At 34.7% G+C, this 19,807-nt stretch carries 14 protein-coding genes; 4 read left to right on the top strand and 10 right to left on the bottom strand.

Annotated features, from left to right (window positions below):
• Positions 1 to 193 precede the first annotated feature (193 nt).
• The 3 genes from FF52_RS14505 to FF52_RS14495 form a co-directional block, all read right to left on the bottom strand.
• Complete coding sequence (locus FF52_RS14505) at positions 194 to 5,881, bottom strand: alpha-2-macroglobulin family protein (RefSeq protein ID WP_008466635.1); 5,688 nt, start codon at positions 5,879 to 5,881, stop codon at positions 194 to 196.
• 176 nt (positions 5,882 to 6,057) lie between these two features.
• Positions 6,058 to 6,690, bottom strand: a complete 633-nt coding sequence (locus FF52_RS14500; protein WP_008466633.1) for a hypothetical protein — start codon at positions 6,688 to 6,690, stop codon at positions 6,058 to 6,060.
• An 11-nt stretch (positions 6,691 to 6,701) separates the two neighbouring features.
• The gene (locus FF52_RS14495) at positions 6,702 to 7,145 is read right to left on the bottom strand and encodes a nucleoside deaminase (RefSeq protein ID WP_008466631.1); all 444 of its coding nucleotides are present in this window, start codon (positions 7,143 to 7,145) and stop codon (positions 6,702 to 6,704) included.
• A 62-nt stretch (positions 7,146 to 7,207) separates the two neighbouring features.
• Here FF52_RS14495 and FF52_RS14490 point away from each other — a divergent pair, with 62 nt between their 5' ends.
• From FF52_RS14490 to FF52_RS14480, 3 genes are read left to right on the top strand one after another with little or no spacing between them, the layout of a single operon-like run.
• Complete coding sequence (locus FF52_RS14490; RefSeq protein ID WP_008466629.1) at positions 7,208 to 7,843, top strand: hypothetical protein; 636 nt, start codon at positions 7,208 to 7,210, stop codon at positions 7,841 to 7,843.
• Positions 7,844 to 7,894: 51 nt separating this feature from the next.
• On the top strand, positions 7,895 to 9,682 hold the full coding sequence (locus FF52_RS14485) for a 1-deoxy-D-xylulose-5-phosphate synthase (RefSeq protein WP_008466627.1): 1,788 nt from the start codon (positions 7,895 to 7,897) through the stop codon (positions 9,680 to 9,682).
• Between the two features lie 32 nt (positions 9,683 to 9,714).
• On the top strand, positions 9,715 to 10,716 hold the full coding sequence (locus FF52_RS14480; protein WP_008466626.1) for a DUF3078 domain-containing protein: 1,002 nt from the start codon (positions 9,715 to 9,717) through the stop codon (positions 10,714 to 10,716).
• A gap of 76 nt (positions 10,717 to 10,792) precedes the next feature.
• On the opposite strand, the gene FF52_RS14475 is transcribed toward FF52_RS14480, so the two are convergent.
• The 3 genes from FF52_RS14475 to FF52_RS14465 all read right to left on the bottom strand — a co-directional run bounded on the left by FF52_RS14475 (position 10,793) and on the right by FF52_RS14465 (position 13,711).
• Positions 10,793 to 12,139 carry a deoxyguanosinetriphosphate triphosphohydrolase gene (locus FF52_RS14475; protein WP_008466624.1) on the bottom strand — a complete coding sequence of 449 codons (1,347 nt, stop codon included), beginning with the start codon at positions 12,137 to 12,139 and terminating at the stop codon, positions 10,793 to 10,795.
• A 208-nt stretch (positions 12,140 to 12,347) separates the two neighbouring features.
• Positions 12,348 to 12,941 (bottom strand): outer membrane beta-barrel protein, encoded by a 594-nt coding sequence (locus FF52_RS14470; RefSeq protein WP_008466622.1) that lies wholly within the window; start codon positions 12,939 to 12,941, stop codon positions 12,348 to 12,350.
• A 191-nt stretch (positions 12,942 to 13,132) separates the two neighbouring features.
• The gene (locus FF52_RS14465; RefSeq protein ID WP_008466621.1) at positions 13,133 to 13,711 is read right to left on the bottom strand and encodes an outer membrane beta-barrel protein; all 579 of its coding nucleotides are present in this window, start codon (positions 13,709 to 13,711) and stop codon (positions 13,133 to 13,135) included.
• 148 nt (positions 13,712 to 13,859) lie between these two features.
• Between FF52_RS14465 and gldA the strand changes: the two genes are divergently transcribed.
• Complete coding sequence (gene gldA, locus FF52_RS14460; RefSeq protein ID WP_008466620.1) at positions 13,860 to 14,756, top strand: gliding motility-associated ABC transporter ATP-binding subunit GldA; 897 nt, start codon at positions 13,860 to 13,862, stop codon at positions 14,754 to 14,756.
• A 338-nt stretch (positions 14,757 to 15,094) separates the two neighbouring features.
• Here the strand turns inward: gldA and FF52_RS14455 are convergent, their stop codons facing one another.
• From FF52_RS14455 to metF, 4 genes are all read right to left on the bottom strand, one after another.
• Entirely contained in the window at positions 15,095 to 16,495 is a 1,401-nt protein-coding gene (locus FF52_RS14455; protein ID WP_008466619.1) for a pyridoxal phosphate-dependent decarboxylase family protein, read from the bottom strand.
• Positions 16,496 to 16,580: 85 nt separating this feature from the next.
• Positions 16,581 to 17,804 (bottom strand): dicarboxylate/amino acid:cation symporter, encoded by a 1,224-nt coding sequence (locus tag FF52_RS14450; protein WP_008466618.1) that lies wholly within the window; start codon positions 17,802 to 17,804, stop codon positions 16,581 to 16,583.
• 173 nt (positions 17,805 to 17,977) lie between these two features.
• Positions 17,978 to 18,631 carry a class I SAM-dependent methyltransferase gene (locus FF52_RS14445; protein WP_008466617.1) on the bottom strand — a complete coding sequence of 218 codons (654 nt, stop codon included), beginning with the start codon at positions 18,629 to 18,631 and terminating at the stop codon, positions 17,978 to 17,980.
• 133 nt (positions 18,632 to 18,764) lie between these two features.
• Positions 18,765 to 19,721 carry a methylenetetrahydrofolate reductase [NAD(P)H] gene (metF, locus tag FF52_RS14440; RefSeq protein WP_008466616.1) on the bottom strand — a complete coding sequence of 319 codons (957 nt, stop codon included), beginning with the start codon at positions 19,719 to 19,721 and terminating at the stop codon, positions 18,765 to 18,767.
• Positions 19,722 to 19,807 lie beyond the last annotated feature (86 nt).

Genomic DNA, 19,807 nt, shown 5'->3' with positions numbered 1-19,807 from the left:
AGTTTTTCTCTCGCAGATTGAGCAGATTTATTTTATCTGCTTGATCTGCAAAATCTGCGGGAGACTTTTTTTTCTCAAAGCTCACAAAGTTTTTTTGCCACAGATTACGCGGATTAAAAGGATTTTTTTATTCGCCACGAATTCACGAATTTAAATTATGACAAATTAATTTGTGAATTCGTGGCTACCAACTTTACTTCACAACCTCAACCCAGAATCCTTTTGTTCTCGCTAAGAACGTATTATCATACATCGCTTCGCATTGCAAGCCAGGTAAATAATAATTTCCTAAATACGATGCATTTAACAGAATTCTGAACACTTTAGTTTCTCTCGCTTTCATTCCGAAATAGAAATTCGTTCTGTCGTCGCGAATATCAATATAATCAGCGATGTTATTTACAGCGTCTCCATAATCTGTGAAGCGAGTATTTACAATTTCGAATCCTGATGGCAGAATTTGCGATAACGCCACGTTTTGAACACTTTCTCCTCTTTGGTTTTTAATCGTAACCTCAGCAATAAACTCCGTTCCTTGATTAATTCTTGAAACATTGATCACGCTTCCTTTTCTATTTTTGAAAACAATAGAAGCTGTAACATCGCTTTGCACTGCATTTTCTTGTCCTATCGGCAATATTCCAGTATTCAATACACGAACATAAACTGTATTCGTCTTATTGTTTTTCAAAGTAATACTGTTTGTGCCAGAAGCAACAGACAAACTGCGGTCTGCAACCGATTTACCTGTATTGATTGTCTCTCCTTTCCCGTTTTTACTAAATTGGATATTGATTCCTTTCGGACCATTGCTCACCGCAAATTTCGACATTGCATATAAACAGTAAGCTGTTGTCTGCGTACTCATCCATTGATTAGCTGACATTTCTTTGGCTAATTTTGCTGCAGTAACAAATGCTTTTTGTTTTTGATCTAAAAGAAGCATCGTTTCTAAAGCCATTGCACGGTTTCTTTCACTTGAACCATAATAGTAATAGCTGTAGCCATCTGAACTTCCATCAATGCTGGTTTTCAAGAACAAACTTTGCCCAGCCGATTTCTGACCTGCTAAAACATAAGCTGCTGCTAAACGAAGCATACTTTCATTCGAAATACCTTTTGTTTCTCTCAATCTGTTCATAGACGACAAATCGGCATTTCCTGCTAAAGCTAAAGTGTACAAACGATATGCCTGAGCTAAATCATTTCCGTATTTAGGCTCAAAACGCCATTGTTTCGCTTCTTTCTGCTGATAACCTAACCATTTCGATTTGAAATTAATTGGCAGTACATATCCTTTTTTCTCTGCTTCAATCAAGAAATGTCCTGCATAAGAAGTTCCCCAATCGTCTGCAATTGCATTTCCTTGCCAGTAAGGCATTCCGCCATTTGATAATTGGAAATTACCCAATCTCGCAATTCCAGCAGCAATATTTTTCTGAATCAGATCTTTGCGTTTCGCATCAATATCAGCCACATCACTCAAATACAATTGTGGGAAAACTGACGAAGTAGTTTGTTCTACACAGCCATGAGGATACTGAATTAAAAATTGCAATCTTCCATTCAAATTCATTGACGGCATTGACGAAACTTCTAATCTTGCTTTGTTACTTCCTGCAATTCCGAAAGTTTTCCATGAAATTGTTTTAGTGCTATTTGGCGTCAAAACAACATCGGTAAAAGTACTCGTAACTGGATTTGGATTTGTCATATCGATTTCAACATCATAAACTGATTTCTCACTTCCAGATGTTGCAATTACTTGAACTTTTGCAATTCCAGTCGCAGAACCAACAACCAAATTAAAATACGCCATTTTTTCATCAGGCTGTGCAAAATTTAGTTTTTGAACCGCACTTCCCGCAACTTTCAATCCGTTGCTTGTTTTTACCTGAATTGTTACGTTTTTAATTTTATTTTCAGTTGCAAAAACCGTCACAGGCAATGTCACTTTTTCTGATGGTGAAATTTTTCTTGGCAGCGAAGCTAAAACCATCAGCGGACTCTTAACTTGTGTTGCTTTTTCAACACTTCCGTAAGCGCTTGTAGCAGCATCTCCAGCCACAACCATTGTTCGAACTGAACCAATGTATTTTGGCAATTTTAACTGATGTGATTTTGTTTCGCCTTTTCCTAACTTAAATGGCCCGTAATACAGCACTACAGGTTTAAAACGGTTTGCTTTTTTAGCTTTTCCGCCTCCTAAATCTTGGTCGCCACCAATACTGAAAATCTGGTTTATTTTTCCTCCGTAAGCACCAATTACATCATCGTAAACGTCCCAAGTTTTTACTCCTAAAGCTTCGCGAACATAGAAGCTATCCCACGCATTTGGTGTTTTAAAACGAGTTAAATCCAAAAGACCTTCATCTACAACAGCAATTGTATAGGTCATTTCTTTACCTGATTTCTCGCCCACTTTTACTGTAAATGGCTGTTCTGGTCTTAATACATCTGGCATATTTAGAGTTGGTGCCAAAATCGTGTTTTTATCAACTACTTCAATTGGAACAATTCCGTACATGCGAATTGGCGAATCGTTTTTAGTAGAAGCGTGAGGCTGTAATAATGTAATGTTGAAATATACATTGGGCGCCATCGCTCCTGTAATTGGAACCTCAACTTTAGTTTCTCCTTTTTTAGTCTCAGCCCAAATAGTCTGCACTACTCTTGAACCGTTTTCTACAGAAATTAAAGCACGTCCGCCTTCACTTGAAGGGAACGAAATTTGTGCTTTTTCTCCAACGGCATAATTCTTTTTATCTGTAGAAAAAACCAACATATTTGCGGTTGAAGCATCTCTATTGCGTGTTTTCCCTGACCAGATTGGCCAATCGATATTTACAGTTAAAGAAGTCGCATGTCCACTTTCGCCATCTTCAACACGAATTAAGTAACGCCCCCATTCTTCATCGGTTAAAGCAAACTGGAAACTTCCTTTTCCGCTTGAATCCGTATTGATTACAAAGGTTTTGTATGAAGTTGTAGCATTTGACGAATTATAATTGGACAAATTATCGCTTGAAGAATCCCACCACCATCTCCAGTCTACTTTATAAACTCTTACTTCGAGATTACGAGCTGATTTTGGTCTTCCGTTTTCATCAACCGTTACCACATCAAAACGATTATTTGTTCTCGTTTCCAGCATGCTGTACTTGTTTAGTTCTGGCGTTTTAAGTCCAACATAGGTTTTGTACGGAGAATAAGTTGTTGACATAACATCTGTACTAAAATCTCCTCCTTCTTCATACACTTTTGTAATGAATGAAGCGCGAAGCATTCCCGGTGCCTGACCTTGCAATCTTGGCTGAATGTTTACAGATGCTTTTCCGTTTTCATTTAATTTTCCTGAGAAAATATTAATTTCTTCTGTGCTGAATTGTCGTGCTAAATCATCAAAAGTATATTTTTCATAACCTTTAAAAGTAGTTGCCTGCTGAGAGAATTTCGCCTGCATTTCTACATTCAAATTCTTTGCAATTGCGCCGTGAAGCCACGTTACTTCAAGATTATCCGTGTTTGGATAAGAAGCCGAAAGTGTTTTTCTGCTAAAGGTATTTTTTATTTTTAAACGATTTGGTTTGATCGTTTCAATCTTAATACTCTTATAGAATTTAGCTCCACCAACGCTCACCATCGCTTCCCAATTTCCTGTTGGCGCATCCTGATTTGTTGACACTATAAAAGCGTAGTGATTTAAATCGTTTGTTTTTTGAACGGTCTGATAAACTGTTTTACCATTCGGATCGTTTAATCTGAATTTAATCGGATGTGATTTAGGCAATTTATTCACCGCATCATTCAAAATAAATGACAAATACAAATTATCTCCAGGGCGCCAAACGCCTCTTTCTCCATAAATAAACCCTTTCAGACCTTTTTGTAAAGTTTCACCCGCAACATCAAAATTACTTACTGATAACGAAAGTCCGTCATCCAATTTCACATAAGTCGATTGATCGCCTAAAGTTACAATAGCAAAATAAGCGAATTTGTCCAATTGGAAAGATGCTATACCTTCACTGCTTGTTGCTTCTGTTGCTATTTTTTGCTGTTGGAAATTATACAAATCAACTCTAGCATTTGACACCGGCTCTGTTGTAACGATATTATTTACAGCAAATAAATACGATTTATTTTCACCTCTTTTAGCAATAACTCCTAAATCTGAAGCTAAAATATTGGTTGCAATTCTTGCATTGTAATAGTAAGAGCCTGTACAAGGATCTTGGCTTTCTCTCCAATCGTAATCGTCATAATAGTAATAATCGTCGTAAGAGTTTCCGCTGTAATTCACGTCGTTTTCATCTACTTCTTCTTCCTCCGCTTCGTCTTCATTACCTTCTGAAGTTTCGCATTTATAAAGCGAATATTTCTTTTTATAAACAAATTCAACTCTGTAAATTGCGCCTGGTTCTGGCTTGATAATTTTAGATAAATCTAAGGCATATGTATTCCATTTAGAGAGATTTATGAGCGTGCTTTCTCTTAAATTCAAAGTAGTTTTGGCAATTGGCTGCGCTACTTTCTTTAGGTTTTGCCCTCCATTTAATTCGTTGTATTGAAGAAACTGCAGAATATTATTTTTGTAAATCTTATATACTTTTACATCAACAGCGCTTAAGTTTACGGCTTCGAAATTTAATTTTAAATTGTTTGAACTTGGCAGAATCGTTCCATTTTTCACAAAACGAACATTTGGTTTGATCTGATCAAAAGAGATTTTTTCTGTATAATTGTTTTCCAGTTTTTTACCGTACTGGCTTTCTATTCCTTGAAAAACTTCCAGCAATAATTCGCCTGTTACAATTTGTTCAGGTTCTTCGTCTGGCACATATTCAACTACTTCTTCTGCAACTGCTGCAGCTGAATCTACAGCAACTGCGGCTGAATCAACCACAACGGCAGCCGAATCTACAGCGACGGCAGCTGGCTCTTCTGCAACTACTGCTACGGGTTCTTCTTTTTTAGGCGCGTTTTGATTCGTAAAATATACTTTAAGTAAATTTCCTTGTGTAGAAAATTTCAGATTATTAGTGTTTTGAATCGAAACCAATCCAGCAAAATCCTGACCTTTTTCTAAAGGTTCAGAGAAATTAATTAAAACCTGCTGATTGTTTCCGTCTGGAACTTCAACTTTTATAACTTTAAATTCATTGATGCTTGTAATCGGGAAATCGATTTGTCCTTTTTGATCAATATCGAAATCATTTCCGTCGTAAATAATTTCTAAGTTTGAAGCTTCTGACTGACGTTGAATACTATCAATTATAAAACGGAATTCTTTTGCCGGACCAGATACTTTCTCAAACTTAATTTTAAGATTATTTCCGTTATGTTTGGCTTCAACCAGTTTTTGAGCGGTTTCCAAATCAATATTATCAGCTGTTTTTAAAACGCAGTTTAAATATTGATATTCTTTGCTGTACGACTGAATATCGCCTGTATTAATTGTAAAATCCTGTTTTACTGTTTTGACTGTAAAATTGAATTTCGAAAGTTCCTTTTCTTTCTCTTTTGGAATGGCAGTCAGTTTATCTAAGTTTAAAGTAACCTGATATTCTGTTCCCATTTTAAGTTTTTTCTCTGGAATAAAAGCCAAAGTATTTGTCGAAAGTGCAATCACTTTTCCGCTTACACTTGGCGAAATATCAAACAAATCGCTGTCTAATTCCTGATTAGGTTTCCAATCGTTTTTATCGAAAGCCAAAACCACACGGATATCAGAATCTGCAGAAACAATACCGCCTGTGAAACTGGTTATGTAATCTTTGAATAACGAAAAATCAGAATTGAAATCTGCAGCTGATTTGCGTCCACAGGATTCAAATATAAAAACCACTAAAAATACGAGAAATAATCCTTTTGCCTTCACTTTTATTGAGAGTTAAATGGTTAACAAATTCAAAATTTAATAGATTTTACTGTTATAAGATGCAACAGAAAAATACAAATTAAATCACGATAAAAGTAAATTATTTCTTGATTTATTTAAGAAGAAAATTCTCTAATAATGATTATTTAACTTTTGTTGAAGTTTTATCATTGCTCTCAAAGCTCAGAACCTAATTTTGACAACACTTTATCCATCTCAAGAAAGTGTTCTTCGGTATTTGAGGAATAATGCATTTGATTGCCATTTATGACAACAATTACATCATCCGAATGATTTCCATAGAATTTTATTCCTTCAAGCCATTGCCTGAAAAAAACTCCTCTATTTGAAAAATTCTGAGTAATGAAATCTAATTCATTTGGTTCGATTTCATAAAATGTATCACAAGTAAAATCTAATGCGAAACTTGCTTGTAAATACGCCATTGCAGTGAAAAAATCTGTCAAAGTTTCTGTTTCCAGACTCCATTCTTTTTCATCATAACTCATGTAAACTGGAGGATTAGATTTTGACAAATCCTCTTTGTGAATTCCCCAAACGCATCCCTTTTGATTTTCAGAATAAAATATCAAATAATCATCGTTTTTATAATATTGAAAACGTTCTGGAACAATCAACAAATCCTGTGTATGATTTAAGTTTTGAATTTTACCTAATTCAGCATAATAATCAACAAAAACTTTAGGAAGCTGTCCGAAGATATCTTTTACAATTTGAATTTCATCGTTTGTAAAACCATTTGGCTCTGCAATATGAAATAGCTTTTTTATTACTGAAAAATCTGTCATGTTATTTAGTATTACTTACGTCTTTCGAGAAAGAAACGTTTCATTAAATCGGCAGCTTCGTTTGCCATTACACCAGAAACAACAGTAGTTTTAGGATGCAGTTTTGTTCCCATATTAATAAAACCGCGTTGTTCATCTCGCGCACCAAAAACGATTTTAGAAATCTGGCTCCAATACAAAGCTCCTGCACACATTTGGCAAGGCTCGAGTGTTACATAAAGCGTACAATCTTTTAAATATTTTCCGCCCAGAAAGTTTGCCGCTGCGGTAATAGACTGCATTTCGGCATGAGCCGTAACATCATTTAGCAATTCTGTCAAATTATGACTTCTCGCGATAACTTTATCGGCTACAACTATAACAGCTCCAACAGGAATTTCGCCTTTTTCAAAAGCTGCTTCTGCTTCCTGCAAAGCTTTTTTCATGAAATATTCGTCAGTAAAAGGATTTTCCATAGATGCAAAAATAGGATTTTAGAACTTATTTTTTATTACTTTTAAATCGTGATAGATAGAATATGGAAAAAAAACATAAAATAACTGTTCAGACAAACTGCAAATTGTTTTTGCCAATGCTGTCTGCGGTTATAACTGCACTTTTTTTCGGCTGTCAAAATAAAGAAGATAAAAAACAAGAAATTAAAAATGTTGAAGTTGTCACAAATATTTCAGCAACAAAATCACAAACTGTAGATACTACTATAAGCAGAAAGAAATTAGAACAAACGCAATCGCCTACACTAAAAGTTGAACAAGCTACATTAAAGAAAAATATACTAACAGTATCTGGAGAATCTACCAAAGATAAACCTTCTGAACCTGATAAAGTAAAAAAAGATGATCCAGCATCATCCCTAAAACCCTTTTCAAGTTCTAACGCTGAGTTCCCAGGCGGTATCGACCAATTTCATACTTTCTTCATGAAAGAATATAAAAAGCCAGAAAATGTAAATTATTGGAAACTTAATTTTACGCTTGCATTTGCTGTAGAAAAAAACGGAAGTGTTTCATTTCTTGAATGTTCTCCAGCAGTTGAAGAACCTTTAGAAAAAGAAATTATCAGAGTTTTAAGTTTATGCCCGAAATGGCAACCCGGAGAATCAAATGGAAAAAAAGTCAGAATGCAATATTCTGTTCCTATTTTATTGAAGTAGACTCGGCAAGAAAATTAAATTTAAAACCGTAAATTTGCTTTTTACCATACAATGAAAAGCGATTTACTTTCTAACATATACAATCCTGCCGATTTGCGTCTTTTAAAAGAAGAACAGCTTGCTCAAGTTGCTCAAGAACTTCGTCAGTTTATTATTGATATTGTTTCTGTAAAAGAAGGTCATTTAGGAGCAAGTTTGGGCGTTGTAGAACTTACAATTGCTTTGCATTATGTTTTTAATACACCAGATGATTTATTGGTTTGGGATGTTGGGCATCAGGCGTACGGACATAAAATCCTGACCGAAAGAAGAGAAATTTTTCATACCAATAGACAGATTGGAGGAGTTTCGGGTTTTCCGAAAAGAAGCGAAAGTGTTTACGATACCTTTGGTGTTGGACATTCTTCCACTTCGATTTCTGCAGCACTCGGAATGGCGATTGCTTCTAAATTAAAAGGCGAATTCGATAAAGAACATATTGCAGTAATCGGCGATGCTTCTATTGCAAGCGGAATGGCTTTTGAAGGTTTAAATCATGCCGGAGTTACAGATGCCAATATTTTAGTGATTCTAAACGATAACGCCATCGGAATTGATCCGAGCGTTGGTGCTTTGAAAAAATATCTTACCTCGGTTAAAAACGGAAAAAATCCGCGACAAAATAATATTATTAAATCTTTGAATTTTGATTATTCAGGGCCAATAGACGGTCATGATCTTCCTAAATTAATCAAAGAATTAAATCGTCTTAAAAAGATAAAAGGTCCAAAATTCCTTCATATTGTAACTACAAAAGGAAAAGGATTGCAGCAGGCCGAAGAAAATCAGGTAAAATATCATGCACCTGGAAAATTTGATGCCTCGACTGGAGAAATTCATTTAAAATCTGAAGAAAACCTTCCGCCTAAATTTCAAGATGTTTTTGGCTTGACCATTTTAGACTTAGCTAAAAAAAATGAAAAAATAATTGGAATCACACCTGCTATGCCATCTGGAAGTTCATTAAAATTTATGATGGACGAATTCCCAGAACGTGCTTTTGATGTAGGCATTGCCGAACAGCACGCTGTAACGCTTGCCGCAGGAATGGCCACTCAGGGTATGATCGTATATTGCAATATCTACTCTACATTTTTACAGCGTGCTTACGATCAAGTGATTCATGATGTTGCCTTGCAAAATCTGCCAGTTATTTTCTGCCTAGACCGTGCAGGATTAGTCGGTGAAGATGGTGCAACGCATCATGGTGTTTTTGATATCGCTTATCTGCGTTCAATCCCGAATATGGTGATCTACGCTCCGCTGAACGAAATTGAACTGCAAAACATTCTATATACGGTTCAATTTGGAATAGATCATCCTATTGCGATTCGATATCCAAGAGGTCGTGGAGTCTTACCAAATTGGGAAGTAGAAAATTTCGGACATTACGAAAAAATAAATTGGAATGAAGCAAAATGCTTGAAAGATGGTACGAAAGTTGCTGTGCTATCGGCCGGAACAATTGGAAATAATGTTATAGAAGCGCTAAAAGAATCAACTCATTCCAACGAAATTGCCCACTATAACTTTAGTTTTATTAAACCATTAGACATCAATACATTAAACGCCATTTTTTCAACTTTTGAACGTATAATTACTATTGAAGACGGGGTTAAAAATGGTGGTTTTGGAAGCGCAGTTTTAGAGTTTGCGGCATCACATAATTTTAAGAATTCTATTGAAATTTTGGGTGTTCCAGACGAGTTTATCGAACATGGAACCGTAAATCAACTGCAAGAATTGTGTAAAATTGACGTTAAAAGTTTAATAAATCTTTTTTCTAACGGTTCAAAATAATTATTTTGCGAAACCAAAAAAAAATTACCTAAATGAAATTATTGCGTTCTACCCTTTTGCTATTATTGCTTTTGTGTACTTCTAATAACTTTGCCCAGATTATACAAACCACTTTAAGCCCAAATCAAGCACCTAAACCGCCATCCAACTGGAGCAAAAAAAATCAATTAGGGTTTGACATTTCCGAAATTGCTTTTGTAAACTGGAGTGCCGGGGGAACAAGTTCTATTTCAGGTTTATTTAAAGGTGAATTTAATAGAACTTACACAAAGAAAAATCATAAATGGGTAAACGAGCTTATCGTAAAATATGGTTTAAACAAACAAGACGGAATTGAGTTAAGAAAAACAGACGATGCTTTTCAGTTCAACTCAACTTATGGTTTTAGAAAAGATACGGCTTCAAACTGGTATTACTCTTCGAAATTAAACTTCAACACACAATTTACAGACGGTTATAATTATCCAAACCGAGATGTCGCGATCTCTAGACCTTTTGCGCCAGCTTATATCTTTCTGGGAGCCGGAGCCGAGAATTCAAATAAAGAAAAAAACAGAGTATTTTACTTCTCTCCTATTACATTAAAAACTACTTTAGTACTTGACCAATATCTTGCCAATCAAGGTTCTTTCGGGGTTAAAAAAGCGGTTTATGCGCCAGACCCGCTAGATCCTACACAACAGATATTAATTGAAGAAGGCCAAAAAGTAAAAGCCGAATTTGGTATACTTTTTACAGCTTATATGAAAAACGAAATCTATAAAAACGTTTTTTATGAAAACAGATTAAGCTTGTATACCGATTACCTAAACAAATTCGGAAATGTCGATATTGATTATGATACACGCCTTGATCTTGTTGTCAACGCATATGTAAAAGCAAATATAGGCGTTCATTTAATTTATGACGATGATATTAAAACCAAAAAAGATGTGGTTGACCCAACTACAGGAGCAACGACTCAGGTAAATGACGGACCAAGAATGCAGCTAAGACAAGTTCTTGGCGTTGGTTTGGTTTACGCTTTCAAATAAATAAAATAAGAATTAAAAAAAATGCCTCTTTCATGAAATCTTGGAAGAGGCATTTTTTATTTTAAATGAAAATCAATTAACGTTTTTTCTGTCCTTGAATGGTTTCATACAATTCAAGTGCATTTCCATCTGTAAGAAGCGAAACATAATGACAGATATGCAATAAACGTTCGTATAGATTGGTTTTCTCTAAATGATGTTTCTCTGGCAGCATTTTCAAAATGAGTTTATCGTAGTTTGAAGCTGTCCCTTCATATTTATTATTGAATGCTGTTATGAATTTATCCAATAATGTTTGAATGATTTGATAACCGACAATTTCTTTTTCAATCACTTCACGGCTCTGATAGATTTTATCAACACTAAGTTTGATAATATCATTCATTTGTGCTTTGTACTTGCTTTTATCTGTTAATGCATACGGGAAGTTTCCAGCCAAAATTGCTTCTTCATTTTCAACAAAAACATTTACCGCATCATTAATTAAAGTACCAATTGCCAAAGCTCGCAAATAACTAATGCGATCTTCTTTTGTGGTTAAAGATTTATATTTAGAAACTCCAATATTGTCTTTTACCAAATTAATCAAATACTCTAAGGCAAAATCTTCAGAAACCAAACCTAAATTGATTCCGTCCTCAAAATCGATAATTGTGTAACAGATATCATCTGCTGCTTCGACTAGATAAGCCAATGGATGTCTTTCAAAACCAATATCTTCCCCAGATTTATTGGCAATCATTCCCATATCTTTGGCTACTTCTTCAAAGAATAATTTATCCGACTGAAAGAATCCGTACTTTTTATCGGCAATATTATTGGTCGGTTTTTTTGGAAGACTTTCTTTTGGATACTTCATAAAAGCGCCTAAGGTTGCATACGAAATACGAAGTCCACCCTCAATTCCTGGGCGACTTGCTGTTAATACAGAAAATCCGTTAGCATTCCCTTCAAAATCAATCAAATCCTGCCATTGTTTATCAGTAAGCTGGTTTCTATATTTCTGACCATTTCCACTAGAAAAATATTCACCAATTGCCTTTTCTCCAGAATGTCCAAAAGGCGGATTCCCGATATCATGCGCCAATGACGCTGCGGCAACAATTGCTCCAAAATCATTCATATGGTAACCGTGAACTTCTTTTAGATAAGGATACTTTTCAATGATTTTTTTTCCAACCAAACGCCCAAGCGAACGTCCAACAACAGAAACTTCCAAACTATGCGTTAAACGCGTATGCACGAAATCTGTCTTAGAAAGCGGAATAACTTGTGTTTTATCTTGTAAACTTCTAAAAGCGGAAGAAAATATAATTCGGTCATAATCTACCTCAAATCCTAAACGAGTATCATCTTGTTCTACGCGTAATCTTTTGCTTGTATCTCCCTGACGTTTTAATGATAAAAGTTGTTCCCAGTTCATTGTTGAATTTTAGATATTAGATTGATGATTTTAGATTAATCATCGAGACTTCAAAAATACATTTTATTTTTAGGATAAAATATGGCTCAGATTAATTTGATTAGAAGATTAAATGTTTTCTTTGCCACGAATTTTAGTTTTCCATAATATCACCAAACAAAAAAAGCACTCCAAGTTGGAGTGCTTTCATATTATAAGAAATCAAAAATTAAAAGTTTTTAGAAATTCCGATGTTTACTGTTTTTCCAAAATTGACGAAGAATTTGCTATAATCAGAATCATATCCTTCATCATCAAGATCATAGCTTAATGTTTCATATCCTAAACCACCAATACTAAAGTTTAAACCAAAACCTTTTTTCATATTGATAAAAAGCGCAGGAGTTATACCAGTGTAAATCCCGTTACCCCCATTGGTAGAAGTAAGTGATCCATTATCATAATATTTATTTTTCTGATTTTGATAACCGATGCCTAAATCTGCAAAAACTGAAAAAGTTTCGTTTAACGGAACTGTGTAACGTACAAACGCACCTGTTTTATATGCAGTGTATTTTCCTTCTCCGTCTTCAATACTAGATTTTGAATACGTTAAAGAAAGCTCAGCTCCAACTGTCCAGTTCTCATGAAATTGATACCCTACTTTTGGAGAAAAAGCAAGTGCATCTGTTTTGGTCGGCGAAATTTCGCGCTCATTTTTTTCAGAGTTATAACTAAAATTTCCACCAACTAAAATTGTTCCCTTTTGGGCATTTGCAAAGCTAACCATAGCTAATGCAAGAATAAGTAGCATTTTTTTCATATATGGTATTTATTAAGATTTCATACAGCAAACAATTAAAATACCAACATCGAATCGCAATGATTTTCTTAACGATTAATTAAAAAACACTTATTTCAAACAGATTAAAAATTAAAATAACACTAAGAAATGGTTATAAAAAAAGCGCCCCATTTGGAGCGCTTTCTGAAATTGAATATAAAAACTAAAGATTAGAAGTTTTTAGAGATTCCAATGCTTGCTGTTTTACCAAAATTGAAATTAAATCTGCTAACATCTGGACCGTTGTTATCATAATTTAATGTTTCGTAACCTAAACCACCAATGCTGAAGTTAAGACCGAAACCATTTTTCATGTTAATAAAAAGAGCTGGAGTTACACCAATATACATTCCATCTGCTTTATATTTTGTGTAGTTTGATCCAACGTAATCTTTTTCAGTTTGATTTTGGAAACCAGCTCCTAAATCTGCGAATACTGAGAAAGTTTGGCTTAATGGCATTGTGTAACGTACAAATGCACCAAATTTAGAACTGTTTGTTTTGTATTCATTTACACCTTGATCATCTTTTGAAGAAGCAACTGTAAACTCACCTCCAACTGTCCAGTTTTCGTGAAATTGGTAACCTACTTTTGGAGAAAAAGCAAATTCATTTGATTTTCTTTCTGCATTACCAAAATCTCTTGTTTCAGAAGAATAAGAGATGTTTCCACCTACTAATACTGTTCCTTTTTGTGCGTTTGCAAAACTGCAGATAGCTAAAGCAGCTATCACTAACATTTTTTTCATAATTTGGGTTTTATTTTAATTTTAGCATTCCCTTAACAATAACAATGCCGTGAATGCAGGGCTGCCCATTTTTTTTATGATTACTTTAAAAGATAAAATTTTAGCAATCGAGACTATTTCTGTTTACTTTTGTAGCAAATAAAAAGTCATGTCGATAGAAGTAAACAGCATATCAAAAAGTTACGGAGAGCAAAAAGCTTTAAATGAAATTTCTTTTAAAATTGAGAAAGGAGAAATCGTAGGATTTCTTGGTCCAAACGGAGCTGGAAAATCTACGTTGATGAAAATTTTGACCACTTATTTACTTGCCGATAGTGGCTCAGCCCTTGTAAATGGTCACGATGTCATGACAAACGCAAAAGAGGTGCAACGCTCGATTGGGTACTTACCAGAACATAATCCGTTGTATTTGGATTTGTATGTTCGTGAGTATTTGGCATTTAATGCCGATGTTTATAACGTGCCAAAATCAAGAATCGAAGAAGTTATTCAACTGACAGGACTGACACCAGAAAGCCATAAAAAGATTGGACAGCTTTCTAAAGGATATCGTCAGCGCGTTGGATTGGCAAATGCTTTACTTCATGATCCAGAAGTTTTAATTTTGGATGAACCAACTACAGGTCTGGATCCGAATCAGTTAATGGAAATTCGTAATGTGATCAAAAATGCGGGGAAAAATAAAACAGTTTTTTTATCCACACACATTATGCAGGAAGTCGAAGCAATTTGCGATCGTGTCATAATTATTGACAAAGGACAAATCGTTGCAGACAATAAATTAGACCATTTGGTAACTGCCGACAAAAAGCAAGTTATTGAAGTAGAGTTTGATTACAAAGTTGAAGAACAACTTTTGGCTAAACTAGAAAATATTTCTTCGTACATAAATACACATGACATGACATGGGAACTGATTTTTGTCACAGACAAAGATATGCGTCCTGCCATCTTTGACTTTGCCAACGAAAATGGATTAAAAACTTTACAATTGAATCAGAAAAATAAAAATCTGGAAGCTGTTTTTAGAGAAATTACTAAGTAAGTTAGTTTTCAGTCACAGTCACGATCTTCAGTTAGAAAAGCGGTTTGTTTTATAAAAAACAAACCGCTTTTTTTATTGTCTTTTTTCTACAAATCAGAGAAATATAGGTTTTTTCAAAAAAAATAATTATTATTTTTATTTAGACTTGTTATAAATAATATTATATTTGGCAAATCAAATTTTAAATGCCACTATAAGTCATGCATAATTCTTCTATAGCAACAATTGCATTTACATACCGTATATAAATTTCGTTCTTTAAATACCTTGTTTTTTGTTTTTTTTTGTGTTAGTCAAGAGCCTGTTCCTTCAAACAGGCTCTTCTACTTTTATAAGGTTTATATTTTTGAAAGCACTTCTCGCATTTCCTCAATTACAACTTTCACATCATCTTCTGTGGTTCTCCAATTCACAAAAGAAGCGCGAATACCTTTTCTGTTTTGATAAACTGTAGGCGTCATAAATACTTTTCCTGTATCATTCAGAGCAGATAAAAACTGACTTACTTTTTCTTGATTGTGTTCTCCTTTCAACGTAAAGCAGACATTATTCAAACGAATTGGTGCTAAAAGTTCAAAATCATTTTCTATTAAAGCATTTCCAAAATGCAAAGCCAATGCTGTGCTATCTTCAATAAGATCTCTGAAACCTTCTTTTCCGTAAGCCTTAAGCGAAAACCACACAGGGAGTGCACGCAAACGGCGTGAATTTTCGGGAAGCACATTTAGATAATTAAAGTTCTCCAGTGCATTTCCTAAATAAGGCGCATTTGAATTCTGAAAGGTTTCAATCTGAAGATTAATGTGTTCTTTTTTAATCAAATAAAAAGCACTTTCATATGGCACATTCAGCCATTTATGACAATCAATAGTAATACTGTCAGCGCCCTCCCAGCCTTTTACATAGTGTTTGTATTTTTCCGAAACCGCAGCAAATCCGCCAAAAGCACCATCAATATGCCACCAGAAATTGTATTTTTCTTTTAGTGTTGCAATGGCTTCAAAATCATCAAAATCGGCAGTATTTACCGTTCCTGCACTCGAAATAAGGATAAAAGGTTTTCCGTTTAAAGCTTTGATTTTTTCTTCTAAATCAACAATATCCAAAGCCTCACGGTTCCCTTCAATTGTTTTTACAACCGTATAATTCTGGCTTCCAATTCCTAAAAGCGACAAACATTTTATAGAAGAAGAATGGGGTGTCGCTGTTAAGATATTGATTGGTTCTGAAACTCCGTTTTTAGCAAAATCTTTTCCTAACTGTTTCCCAAACCATTGTCTAGCAACTCCAAGAGAAGTGAAATTTGACATCGTCGCGCCTGTAACGAATCCGCCTAAAAATGAATCAGGAAGCTCTAATAATTGCAATAATAAATTAATAGTTTCAAATTCTATTAAAGCTGAATTCCCGCCTTGGGATGTAACTGACTGCGTGTTTTGATCGTAAACCGATGCCAGCCAGTCTCCTACTATAGAGGCTGGTGTTGAACCTCCTGTTACAAATCCCCAATATCTTGGACCTGACGAAGAAACTATCAAAGAAGCCAATCTTTCATTAAATTCTTTTAAAGCTTCAATAGATCCCAAACCCAATTCGTTTAAGACTGTTTTAGGATCAATCGAATAAGTATTCGATGTGGGAATATTTTCGATATTATTGAGAAAATCAATTCCCTGCTGTTTTGTTTTTTCTAAAATATTCTCAAAATTATTGAGATCATGCTGTAATATTGAATTCATAAGTTTGTTGTATTAGTTATGTCGCACAGATTGCGCGGATGAGAAAGATTAATAAAAATTGTGTGTGTGTGTGTTTAAAGAAAAGCTACCACTTCGTTTTCTCTGAGAATCTCGAAACCATCATCGAGCTGATTACATCTCCGTTTGCATTTAATAAAGTAGCAATTGGATCTACCAGTGTCCCTAGAATCATGGCAACTGGCAAAGCTTGTTCCATAGGAAAACCATAAACTGTTATCGCTAAAATTTCACCAATATAACCTCCATTCGGGATTCCTCCTTCGACAATCGAAACGATAACTGTAATTCCGAGTGCCAAAAGAATCGTCATAGGGTCTGAAAAATCTTTACCAAACATGGCAAATAAAAAAGTTATTTTTAAGATAGATGACATGCTCGAACCGTCTTTATGCAAAGGCGCTCCAAGCGGAATCACTAAGTTTCTAACATGTGCTGGAATTCCCATTTTTTCTGCTGCAGCTAAATTGGCTGGAATCGTTGCGATACTACTGCAGGTTCCTACCGCTGTTAAAGAAGGCATTATATTGTTGCTCCAAAAAACTTTAAAAGCTCTCTTTCCGCCAGCAACAAGCGCATATAAACTGAAAAAAACAAAGAAATAGAAGACACAAGCCGCATAATAAACTGCCATAGGTTTTGCATAAACTCCTAGCAATTGTGGTCCGAAAACACCAACCTGATAAGCAAAATAAGCTCCTAAACCAATAGGCGCCAATTTCATGATAATATTCAAAAGCTGTTTCATTACTTCGTTTCCTGAATCTAGAAAACTTTTGAAGGAATTTCCTTTTTCTCCTGATTGTAATGTGGCAAATCCGACTAAAAAAGAGAAAATAATCAGTGCCAACATACTTTTTCGAGACAATAATTCGAAGAAATCATTGGCTGTAAGCAGTTTCGCAATTTGATCTCCTGCTGATCCTGACGCAACTTCTTCAAACGGAACTTTAGCAATTGCTATATCTTCATGAATTGGAAAAAGATAAACCGCGCAAATCATCACAATTGCCGAAATCAAAATGGTAGCGAGAAAAACCAATAACATTATGACAAACAGTTTTCCAAGCTTTTCTGTTCTTTCCAGATTAGCGACCGAAGAACCAATCGTGAAAAAGATAAGCGGAATAATAGCTGTGAAAAGTAAATTCAGAAATATATCGCCAAGGGGTTTTATAATCAAAACATCTTCTCCAAATACTAACCCGAAAATGCTCCCGATTATGATTCCGCCAAGAAGCCATAAAATACTGCTGTAACTCTGCAAAAAATTGATTTTCTTAACTTCCATAATGATAAAAGGATTTAGAATTCAGCAAGCTTTATATTTCCAAACACATAGAAACATAGTTCTCTTCATTTGTTTAAACAAACATAGACTATGTGCGAAAAATTTGTTTTTCTTTTAATTCTTCTCAGTTAAAATTAAAAAAATCTATGTTTCTATGCGTTTAAAAATTTCATTTATTTCTCCAAAACAATAGTCGTAAAAGCCCTGTCAACCAATTCTCCGGTTTTGCTTTTTACTTTTTCGGTCTGTGTTTCTGTATAAACGATTTTAAATTCTGATTTTTTGATTAATTCCTGCGCTTTTTGTGTACTGTACAATTCAAATTCGTATTGTGTAAAAGGCAATGTTTTCATAAAATCTTCTTCGGCAAATGTCAAACAGAAAGTACCGTTCGATTTTAAAACTCTATAAATTTCTGAAAGCAATTCTTCAGGCTTTTGCCAAAAATAAATCGTATTTACAGTGAAAATTTTATTGAATGATCCATCTTCAAATGGAATCGTATTTCCGTCATAAATTGAAAAAAAAGCCTGTTTTTGAGAAACAAAATTTCTATTAATCTGGCGTGCTTCCTGAAACATCAGTTCCGACATTTCCAGTCCGTAATATTTTAGTTTTTCGGCTTGTTCAAACAGAAATTCTACGTGACCTGCGTTTCCGTGGCCTAATTCCAAAATTCTGTTTTCGTTTGAAATATTGAGATTCAGAATCGAATGTTTGGTCATATTGATGTTCGTTTCGTTCATCATATTGGCCATTTCAATTCCTTTTTCTCCCGATGGATGTTTCAATTGAGAGGCTATGGCTTGTAATTCTTCTTGTTTCATGACTGTAAAAGTTAAATTCCAAAATTTAAAAATACAAAAATTCCAAGCCTGTTGGTCATTGCGAGGAACGACAACTAGACCTCAACAACTTTGTCAAAGTTTTAAACTTTGACAAAGTTCTATGCGTGTGCAATTAAAAAACCTGACTTGCAATCTGGCGTATATTCTCAGATTTACCCATTGAATAATAATGTAAAAACGGAACTCCGGCGGCTTTTAATTCTAATGACTGCTGAACTGCCCATTCGATTCCGACTTGTTTGATTTCAGCGTTGTTTTTGCATTTGTCTACTGCATCGATTAAATCTTCTGGTAAATCGATTCTGAAAATCTGCGGTAAAACTTGTAAATGTCTTTGAACAGCAATTGGTTTAATTCCAGGAATAATTGGAATTGTGATACCCATTTCTCTTGCTTTTTCTACGAAAGCAAAATATTTAGCATTGTCAAAAAACATTTGTGTTACTACGTAATCAGCTCCTGCGTCTACTTTTTCTTTTAATCTTTTTAAGTCTGATTGTAAAGAAGGAGATTCTAAGTGCTTTTCTGGATAACCTGCAACTCCAATACAGAAATCGGCTTTATTATCAGTATCAATTACCTCATGCAGATATTGTCCGCAGTTTAAATCTTTGATTTGTTTTACCAAATCAACTGCATAATGATTTCCACCGTCTTTTGGTGTAAAAGATTGTTCATGTTTCATTGCATCGCCACGAAGCGCCATTACGTTGTTGATTCCTAAATAATGACAGTCAACTAGCATGTATTCGGTTTCTTCCTTAGTAAAACCACCGCAAAGCAAATGCGGCACCGTATCAACATTGTATTTATGTTTTATAGAAGCGCAAATTCCAAGCGTTCCCGGACGCATACGAGTCAGTTTTTTATCCAAAAGTCCGTTACCGCGATCAATGTAAATGTACTCTTCACGAGATGTGGTTACATCAATAAACGGCGGATTAAACTCCATCAACGGATCAATATTATCGTATAATTCCTGAATGCTTTTCCCCTTTTGAGGCGGAATAATTTCAAATGAGAATAATGTTTTTCCTTTGGCTCTTTCTATATGTTCTGTTACTTTCATTATTTGTTTTTTGTTTCAAGTTCCAAGTTCCATGTTTCAAGTTCTCTACTGTAACTTGAAACTTGAAACCTGAAACCAAAATAACT

The sequence above is a fragment of the Flavobacterium sp. F52 genome, assembly GCF_000278705.1.
Lineage (GTDB): Bacteria > Bacteroidota > Bacteroidia > Flavobacteriales > Flavobacteriaceae > Flavobacterium > Flavobacterium anhuiense.
This window is presented reverse-complemented; position numbering and strand designations above follow the sequence as displayed.